Raw genomic sequence first — 9,777 nt, forward strand, 5'->3', positions numbered from 1 at the left:
CGAACCACTGGCCAGAGCGGGAGACCATGTACCACCAGTATCAGGCGTACCACCAAGACTATCAAAGAGATTTACTGAGGTTGTTTCATCTTGACAAAGATCAATCGTTCCATCTGTACCAGCTATAGGAGGCTGAATAAAAGTAACTGTAACAGTAGCCGAATCGTCTTCACAAACAGGATTAGAACTTGTAACTGTATAAGTGTATACACCAGCAGGATCAATATTAGGATTAAAAATACCGGAACCACTGGCCAGAGCAGGAGACCATGTACCACCAGTATCAGGCGTACCACCAAGACTATCAAAGAGATTTACTGTGGTTGTATCATCTTGACAAAGATCAAGAATTCCATCTGTACCAGCTATAGGAGGCGGAATAAAAGTAACTGTAACAGTAGCTGAATCGTCTTCACAAGCAGGATTAGAACCTGTGACTGTATAAGTATACACACCATCAGAATCGACATTAGGGTTAAAAATACCAGAACCACTGGCAAGAGCGGGAGACCAGATACCACCAGTATCAGGCGCACCACCAAGACTATCAAAGAGATTTACTGTGGTTGTTTCATTTTGACAAAGATCAATCGTTCCATCTGTACCAGCTATAGGAAGCTGAATAAAAGTAACTGTAACGTAAGCCGAATCTTCATCGCAAGTAGGATTAGAACTTGTAACTGTATAGGTATACACACCAGCAGGATCAACATTAGGGTTAAAAATACCAGAACCACTGGCCAGAGCAGGAGACCATGTACCACCAGTATCAGGTGTACCACCAAGACTATCAAAGAGATTTACTATTGTCGAATCATCTTGGCAAATGTCAAGAATTCCATCTTGACCTGAATCCACTGGTTCAATTAAGCTGACAGTAACTGCTAATCTACTATCACTTTCACAAGGCGGATCTAATGATGTTGCATAATAAGTTTGTCCATTAATTAAGGGAGTGCTAAGTTCTAAAGCTGATGCTGAAGCAATAGATAAATACCAGTTATTAATTCCGCTAGCAACTAGATCATCAACAGTTGGATTGCTTCCGTCTGCAATACAAAACTCTTGTACGCTATCTCCAATAGGAACATCAACAACTCCAACATTAACAAATACAGATAATCGTGATGTTCTGCAGCCTGTAAAAGGACTGGATTGGTCTGCATAATAGATTGTATTATCCATTAATAGTGTATTAATGTTTAATGCAGAACCTCCAGAAGGTGATAAATACCATTGCACATTATTTCCAAATGCTTCTAAGTCTTCTAATGTTGCTTCTGAAGCATTTTCAACACATACTCCTTGAAAGTTTAATCCAATTGGAGGACCAAGAACATTTACTAAAACAGCTTGCCTAGAACCGCATGTGCCAGATACGTTATCTACATAGTATGTTTGTCCATTAATCAAAGAATCTGAATCGTCAAGCGGAACTATACTAGAAGGAGTTTCAAACCAAGCAATACCTTCGCCTTCATCTGTAGCTTGTAAATCGGATACCAATAAAGAATCTAAATCACAGAATGTCTGAACATTATTTGCGATAGTTGGGCATTGTGAAAAGGATTTAAAACACAGTAATGCGCTTGTAGTAATTATGAATAGTATTGATTTGGGACTTTTCATTGGTGTTCTACTATAAAATGCTTATTTATTGGTTGGTAAAAAAGTATGGTTTTAAAACTTCATAAATTATATGAGCTAAATATAGGTTTTTAATTGGTTAGATTAAAGGTTTAATTTCAAAGGTATAAAATATAATTGTACGACAAAAGGTTTGTTTTGGCAGATGACATGTAATTTTGAAATATTTTGTACTGTTAATTCTAAAAAGAAACAGAATACTATCTAATAGGTCTCAATCAAATATGCATCAGAATTATCATTAAACATGAAAATTGATACAGCCTTGTTTTCTGCTGAATTATCATTGTAATCATATTTAAAAACCGTACCTAAAACGGATGTTGACGTTTCATTTTTAAATGCTTCAATACCATTAGCCTTTAATCTGTTTAAAATATCTGAGCTAATTAAATATGCCATTTTATAATCTACAGTATTTTCTTTCAAATAATTTGGATTATAAAACATTGGATAAGCTAAGTTTAATATTTTAAATCGATTATATGAGATTTTTGAACTATCTGGAATATTTTTAGGATTTAAAACTATCAACTGAATTTTGTGATTTGAAGATTCTTTAAGAAGTAAGCTTGAAGCACTTAAAAACACACCAACTTTAGAACTTTCAATAATGACAAAATTTTTAACTTCAGAATCAAGACTTTCTTTTAAATCTTTTTCTTTAAACTGATCATTTCTGTTTAATCGTATTAATTCTATATTTGGAATTGTGTTTTTTATAGATTTTAAATTGTCTGAGTGCTCATTGTCATACAAACAAATCACTTTTCCATTCTTGTTATTTAAGTAACTAATCATTTTGTTTTGCATCACTTTCTTAGAAGGTATGCCCTTGATGGTTATTGTATTACTAGTGTCTTTGTCTACTTCTGAAATGATAAATGTACTTTGAATATTTGCGTCGTTGTCGATATTAAAAGTAGGAGTGGGTTTAATCTTATAATGTGTTAAACTGTCATTTTTACCTTCGAATAAAAGGCTGTCAGATTGCTTCAGATTTATTAAGTTTAAAATCATTTCAGGATGTTTGGATTTAGCTGAAGTTACAGCGTGATTTAAACCTTTTAAATAATCATTAGCATTTTCAGTAAATTTTGCATTATCTTCAAGTGAAGTTTCTGACCAGAATATATCTGTTTTGAATTGTTTTACGAATGTTGATGTTTTAGTAATATCTTGTTTAGCATAGTTAGGAAACCTGATGGTGTCTCCTGCCAGAACCGAAGTTTTCAATTTTGGATTTAAAGCAATTAGTTCATCATTAGTAATTCCAGCTTTTTTAGCGATGCTATATATCGTTTCTTTAGGTTTAATTATATAAAAATCTAAATTTAAAGTTTCACCTGTTTTAACTTCGTTTAGGGTATTAGTAATTAAGGGGTCGGTTTTTTTAGTTACAGATTCTTTAGGACTTTCTAATTGAATTATTGTGCCAGTTCTCAGCATGTCTGTGATTTCCGGATTTAAGCGTTCAAGTTCTGAAATGCTTAATCCAAATTGTTTTGAAAGTCCATATTTTGTGTCTCCTTTTTTTACGAGATATGTTTCTGATACCCTAGTCTGATTTTGATTTTCAGAGATTAAAAGCACTTCTCCAATTGCTAAGGTGCTGTCTTCATTTACTTTGTTAAGACTCATTAAGTCATTTAATGACATATTGTATTTTTGTGAAATTCCCCATAAAGTTTCACCTTTCACAACAATATGCTGATTTGGTTTTTTGTTTGAATAGTTTGAATTTTCTTTAACAGGAATTTTTAAATTATGACCAGCTTGTAAGCCATTTCGAATAAATGGGTTTGCATTTTCTAATTCAGTAATGCTAATTCCGAAAGTTTTGGAAATTCCATATTTTGTCTCTCCCTTTGAAACTAAATAATTTTGAGGGTTTTCTGAAGTGTCTTTGCTTACAGTAGTTTTGTTTTTTGGAATTAATAATATTTCTCCAGCTTTGATTATGTTCTTAGATTCAGGATTTAGACGATAAATGTCGTTTATAGATACGTTGTAGCGCAAAGAAAGTCTATACACATTTTCTCCTTTTTGTATTACATGCTCAATGGTGTCATTTTGGCCATGAGTGTATTGTGTACATAAAAAAAGCACTACTATTAGTCTTAAATAAGTGCCCATATAAGGAGTAATTGAAAGGGTTAAATTTTAATTCATGTAAAAATATCATATTAATTGTTTGAAGTGGATTTCTACATTTCAAATTATTAATATGTTATTAACATTAGTTAAATTCAGATGTTAAATGAAAGGTTATGTTTGGGTATTTCTGCTGAGTCATTTGCAATGAAAATGCTGAATCTGCTAAAAACACTAGTTGTCCTCTTTTATCTTTTGCCAAGAATCGCTGTTTGACTCTTTTGAATTCTTTAAATTCTTCACTTTTTGGATTTTTAGGTTCTACCCAACACGCCTTATGTACATTTAAGTTTTCATAGGTGCATTTGGCGCCATATTCATGTTCTAATCGATATTGTATTACCTCATACTGCAATGCACCTACAGTTCCAATAACTTTACGACCATTTAGTTCTAGGGTAAATAACTGTGCAACTCCTTCATCCATTAGTTGATCAATTCCTTTGAATAATTGCTTAGATTTTAGTGGATCAGCGTTATTGATATATCTAAAGTGTTCTGGGGAAAAACTCGGTATGCCTTTGTAATTGAGTATTTCACCTTCAGTTAATGTGTCACCAATTTTGAAGTTTCCAGTGTCTTGTAATCCAACAATATCTCCTGGGTAAGAAATGTCAACAATTTCTTTCTTTTCAGCAAAAAAGGCATTCGGACTTGAAAACTTTAATTTTTTGTTATGTCTTACATGTAGATATGGTGCATTTCTTTTAAATTCACCAGAAACAATTTTCACAAAAGCCAGGCGATTTCTGTGGTTAGGATCCATATTGGCGTGAATCTTAAAAACAAAACCAGAAAACGTATTTTCTTCAGGTTTTACTAATCGCTCTTCACTTTGTTTAGGTCTAGGTCTTGGAGCAATCTCTACAAAACAGTCTAATAATTCTCTTACTCCAAAATTATTAAGTGCTGAACCAAAAAATACAGGTTGTTGCTCACCATTTAAATAGGCTTCCTTTTCAAACTGAGGATAAATACCTTCAACCAGTTCAATTTCTTCTCTAAGTGTTTGAGCCGTTTTTTCTCCAACAAGTTGATCTAACTCAGGAGATGATAAGTCATCGATTTCGATAGTTTCTTCAATGTCTTTACGACTATCACCACTGAACAAATTGACATTTTTCTCCCAAATGTTGTAAATGCCTTTAAAGTCGTAACCCATGCCAATTGGAAAACTAAGAGGAACAACTTTCAATCCTAGCTTTTGTTCAATTTCATCTAATAAATCAAACGCATCTTTACCTTCTCGATCCATTTTGTTGATGAATACAATCATGGGTATATTTCGCATTCTACAGACCTCAACAAGTTTTTCGGTTTGCTCTTCGACACCTTTTGCGACATCGATTACTACAATGACACTATCGACAGCTGTTAGGGTTCTAAAAGTGTCTTCAGCAAAATCTTTGTGACCAGGTGTGTCGAGAATGTTAATTTTGATACCATCATATTCAAAAGCTAAAACAGAAGTAGCTACAGAAATTCCTCTTTGGCGTTCAATCTCCATAAAGTCACTGGTAGCGCCTTTTTTTATTTTATTGCTTTTAACAGCTCCTGCTTCTTGTATGGCACCACCAAAAAGTAACAGTTTTTCTGTTAATGTTGTTTTACCTGCATCGGGATGTGAAATAATTCCGAAAGTCCTACGTCTATTGATTTCTTTTAAAAAACTCATATTCTTTTTTAGTAGGTGCAAATATAAATTTTATTAATTTATTTTGACTCAAAATATACATTGGGTTTTGATATCTGTTTTTAAGATAATTGTTGCGTGTTTGTTATAGGTTTTTTAGGGTGTTGATTTAAATATGCGATGAATTGAATATGAAATAAAGTCGGCATATAGTCAGTATGAAGTCAGCATATAGTCGGCATATAATTGGTATAAGCTTTATTTAGATAGAGCGTATAGACGGTTTACATGTGCTTTGTGTTTGGATTATTTGAGATTGTGATAGACATCAATAGTGAAACTGTTACATTGTAACAATGTATTGGCAACCATTTTACAAAGCGTTAAGTGCTATTGTTAGTGTTGTTATTTCAGAGTTTATTGTAGGTTTAATAAAAATATAAATTATCATATGTTAATTTTTAGAGGTTAATTATTAATAAAAAAGCTTTGTTATATAGAAAAATACTTTAATTTTGCTTTTAGTCGATTAAAATGAGCGTTTTATCGATTAAATGAATGTTAATATTTATAGTATTTATTTTACAAAATTGTTACATTTGAACCAGATTAATAGCACTTATTTTGAACCTACAACAATAACAAACAACCTTACTTATACATGTTTATGTGTATAGGAAAAGGTTTTTTTTGTTTTTAAGGTAGTGGGTTTAAGGTGTTATATAAAATTTAAGAATAAATAATTTATATAAGATTTTATGAATACCTCTACGCGATTCTCGTTTATTAATAAGTTGGCTTTTTTTACTAACTTATTAATAGTATTTTCATTTCAAAATTCTTTTTCACAAACCATTCCTGCTACAGATGGAGGAAGTCCTTGTCAAAACTGTGCTCCAACTGGTTGGACAGATAATGGAGGTACACCTGACATTTCTAGTTCAACAGTTGCAGCTGCAACAGGTGTTGGTGGAGGAGGAGCCACTTGGGATTTTCCTGCAAATGGAGATGTTTTACCGTTACCTCCCAATGGACATTTAGATTGGATTTCTTTAAGAGATATTAATAGTACTGAAGAAACTGTACTTACAACAATGTCAAGCCTAGTTATTGGAAACACTTACGAATTGATTTTATACTGGTTTGCTCCAGTGTCAAATAATGATGGTCAAGGGCCAGACTACTATGCAGGAACCTTTATTGAGGATTTTGACTATCAAGTAGGTTCAAATCCAAGAGAAACGGTTACTGTTAGTGTTTCAGATAGGAATCAGTGGAATACGGTTGCAATTAGATTTACTGCAACAGCAACGAGCATGAGTTTTGCCTTTTTTCCAGGAAATGATTCTACTCCCAGAGGTGGAGGTTCTAGAATTGTTTATGAATCAGTTCAGTTGTCTATTACTCTGAACGCTTTGAATATTGTTCCTGTGGCTGATAATAATTCGGATACAACACCTATTAATACTGCTACAACGTTTAATGTTACAAGTTCAGATGTTGATTTTGATGGTAGTATTGTGAATTCTACTGTAGATTTAGATTTAACAACACCTGGTGTACAAAACTCAAACTCGACAGCACAAGGTTCTTGGTCTGTTAATGCTGCAGGAGATGTTACATTTACTCCAATGACAGGTTTTACAGGAATAGCTACTTTAGACTATACCGTTCAGGATAATTATGTTCTTGATGGTCAGCCTCAACCAGCAACATCAAATACAGCTACTTTGTCGGTTAATGTTTTAGTCCCACCACCAACTATAACAGCAAATAACGACGATTTTAGTGCAACACCAGTTAATCCAATTATTGGAGGGACCACTACTAGTGTGTTTGCAGATAACGGAAACGGAACTGATATTGCAGATGGATCAACTGCCACTGATGCGAATATAGATGATAATATTAGTATTAGTAATGATGGAGGTTTAACAGGTGTAACTATTAATTCAGATGGAACAATAAATATCCCTTCAGATAGTACTCCAGGAGCCTATACCATTGAATACAATATTTGTCTAGATGTAGATAATTCAATTTGTGATACCGCTAATGTTTCAATTGTAGTAGGTAACTGTTTAGATTTTCCAACTAACGATTGCGATAATGATGGTGTGATTAACTCTTTAGATATATGTGAAGGCTTTGATGATTTAGAAGATGTTGATGGCGACTCTATTCCTGATGGATGTGATCTTGATGATGATAATGATGGTCTATTAGATTCAATAGAATGTAATGCTAGCAATGCATTAGTTAATGGTAATTTTGATTCAAATCTTGTTACTGGCTGGACAGAATCTGGTAATACAGATTGGTTTAGATCTGGTATTGGAGGAGGAATAGCGAGGTTTACTGCTGATAATTCTGATTCTACTTTTGAACAAACAGTGACGGTTTATGAAGATGTTATAACTGCATTTACATTTGAAGATGCAGCTGATGCTTCTAGCCCTGTTGATGCCACATTAGAAGTTTCAATTGACGGAACTGTAGTTTACAGTAAAACAGCAGCTGAAATTCAAGCCGATAATGGAGGTGTTAATGTGTTTGCAACGCAAACATTCTTCTTTGTGTCACCTACAGGTACTGCAGATATAAGTATTAGAGCGTTTTCAGCAGGTGCTGGTGTTTCAGATGATTTTAGATTAGATAATGTGTTTGTTGAGCTTTGTCTTGATACTGATGGAGGTGGAACACCAAATTTTTTGGATTCAGATAGTGATAATGATGGTTGTCCAGATGCATTAGAAGGTGATGGAGGTTATACATTGGGTGATTTAGATGAAGATGATACTCTTGGAGATATAGTTGATGTTAATGGTATTCCTTTAGTTGGAGGTTTGCCTGGACTACAGAATGATATTAGTCTTAATTCAACTAATCCTAATGCAATATCTGGAGAATGTGATAATGATAGAGATGGAGTTAGTAATAATAATGATCAGTGTCCTGGTTTTGATGATACACAAAATAATGATGGTGATTTATATGTTGACGGATGTGATGATGATGATGATAATGATGGGATACTTGATGTTATTGAAAAAGGCTATACGGTTAATAGTCAACCAATCTGTGGAGGACAAACAACTTTAGATTTTAGTAATGCGCCAGTGGAAGAAGTTGGAGATGGCTCACTTACTAGTGTGCTTGAAGGAGAAGTTTTTAGGTTTTCAAATGTTGCTTCAGGGATTGATGCTTTAGTTACAATTAATGAAGTGTATAATTGTTTTGTAACTGTAATTGATGAAAACTCTACAGATCCAACATTTTTTAAACCAGAAACTCGTTTAGGTAATGTTCCTACTGGACAACAGCCTTATGTTGAATATCAGATTGATTTTGTGCAATCTGGAACGAATACTGCTTTTGTAATTCCTGAGTTATTTATTAATTTCAATGATCTTGATGGAAATGCAGATATATTAGAACAAAACTGGACAGAACTTCCTATTAGTTATACTGTAGATAGCCCTACAGAAATAGCTATAACAAATGATAGTCCATGGTTAGTTGGTACTTCTAGTAGTACTAATTTTACTGGCACTTCTAATGCTAACCCTTCTGTAAATTACTCAACTAGATATTTGAATACTTCAAGTCAGACCATAAGACTTGGATTAAGCGTTATTACCCCTAATAATCCCATAACTAGAAGGCATAGTGTAGAATTTAGTTGTGTTGATAATTTTAATAATCCAATTACAACACTATTTGATATAGATAATGATGGAATTCCTAATCATTTAGATGATGATAGTGATAATGATGGTTGTTATGATGTTTTTGAATCTGATGGTACAGATGATAATAATGATGGAGTATTTGACGGAACAGGCATTGATAGTAATGGATTGGTAACAGGAGGTGTTGGAGGCTATAATGGTGTTAATGGAACTGAAATTATTAGTGATGCCGTAACTAGTATTACCATTACTCCTAATCCAGATCCAGCTATTATATGTGAATCAGAGAGTTTGGTCTTGACTGCGGCAACAACTGGTGTTCGTGTAACCGATTTTGGTTTAACGGGAAGCACAAGTGATGATACTACAATTGCTATACCAGCAGCAGATTATACCTATCAATGGTATTTAGGAGCAACAGCTTTAACAGATGGAGCTCAGTACTCTGGTACCCAAACAGCGATATTAACAATTAATAACGTTCCTGCGAGTTTCGATACAAATGCTTATCGCGTAGAAGTGACAACAATTAACAATAAGTGTCCAGAAGAGGAAAGTCTATCAATTGTTGTAAACCCATCACCAACCTTAGCAACCGTATCAGCGACAGATGCAAATGTGTGTTCAGGTGAAGATGGAGAGTTTGTGATT

Annotated in this window: 3 protein-coding genes and 1 pseudogene; 1 reads left to right on the forward strand and 3 read right to left on the reverse strand. The window is 33.6% G+C overall.

What is annotated here, in order from left to right:
- The 3 genes and pseudogenes from ACRHNM_RS15980 to ACRHNM_RS15990 all read right to left on the reverse strand — a co-directional run.
- A pseudogene (locus ACRHNM_RS15980) lies at positions 1-1,629 on the reverse strand (hypothetical protein); the annotation flags it as partial.
- Positions 1,630-1,851: 222 nt separating this feature from the next.
- Positions 1,852-3,783 carry a LysM peptidoglycan-binding domain-containing protein gene (locus ACRHNM_RS15985; protein ID WP_431137644.1) on the reverse strand — a complete coding sequence of 644 codons (1,932 nt, stop codon included), beginning with the start codon at positions 3,781-3,783 and terminating at the stop codon, positions 1,852-1,854.
- A gap of 103 nt (positions 3,784-3,886) precedes the next feature.
- Positions 3,887-5,476 carry a peptide chain release factor 3 gene (locus tag ACRHNM_RS15990; RefSeq protein WP_431137646.1) on the reverse strand — a complete coding sequence of 530 codons (1,590 nt, stop codon included), beginning with the start codon at positions 5,474-5,476 and terminating at the stop codon, positions 3,887-3,889.
- A gap of 716 nt (positions 5,477-6,192) precedes the next feature.
- Here ACRHNM_RS15990 and ACRHNM_RS15995 point away from each other — a divergent pair.
- On the forward strand, positions 6,193-9,777 hold a 3,585-nt coding region (locus ACRHNM_RS15995), incomplete at its 3' end, for an Ig-like domain-containing protein (RefSeq protein ID WP_431137647.1).

Source organism: Psychroserpens mesophilus, assembly GCF_050617655.1.
Lineage (GTDB): Bacteria > Bacteroidota > Bacteroidia > Flavobacteriales > Flavobacteriaceae > Psychroserpens > Psychroserpens mesophilus_A.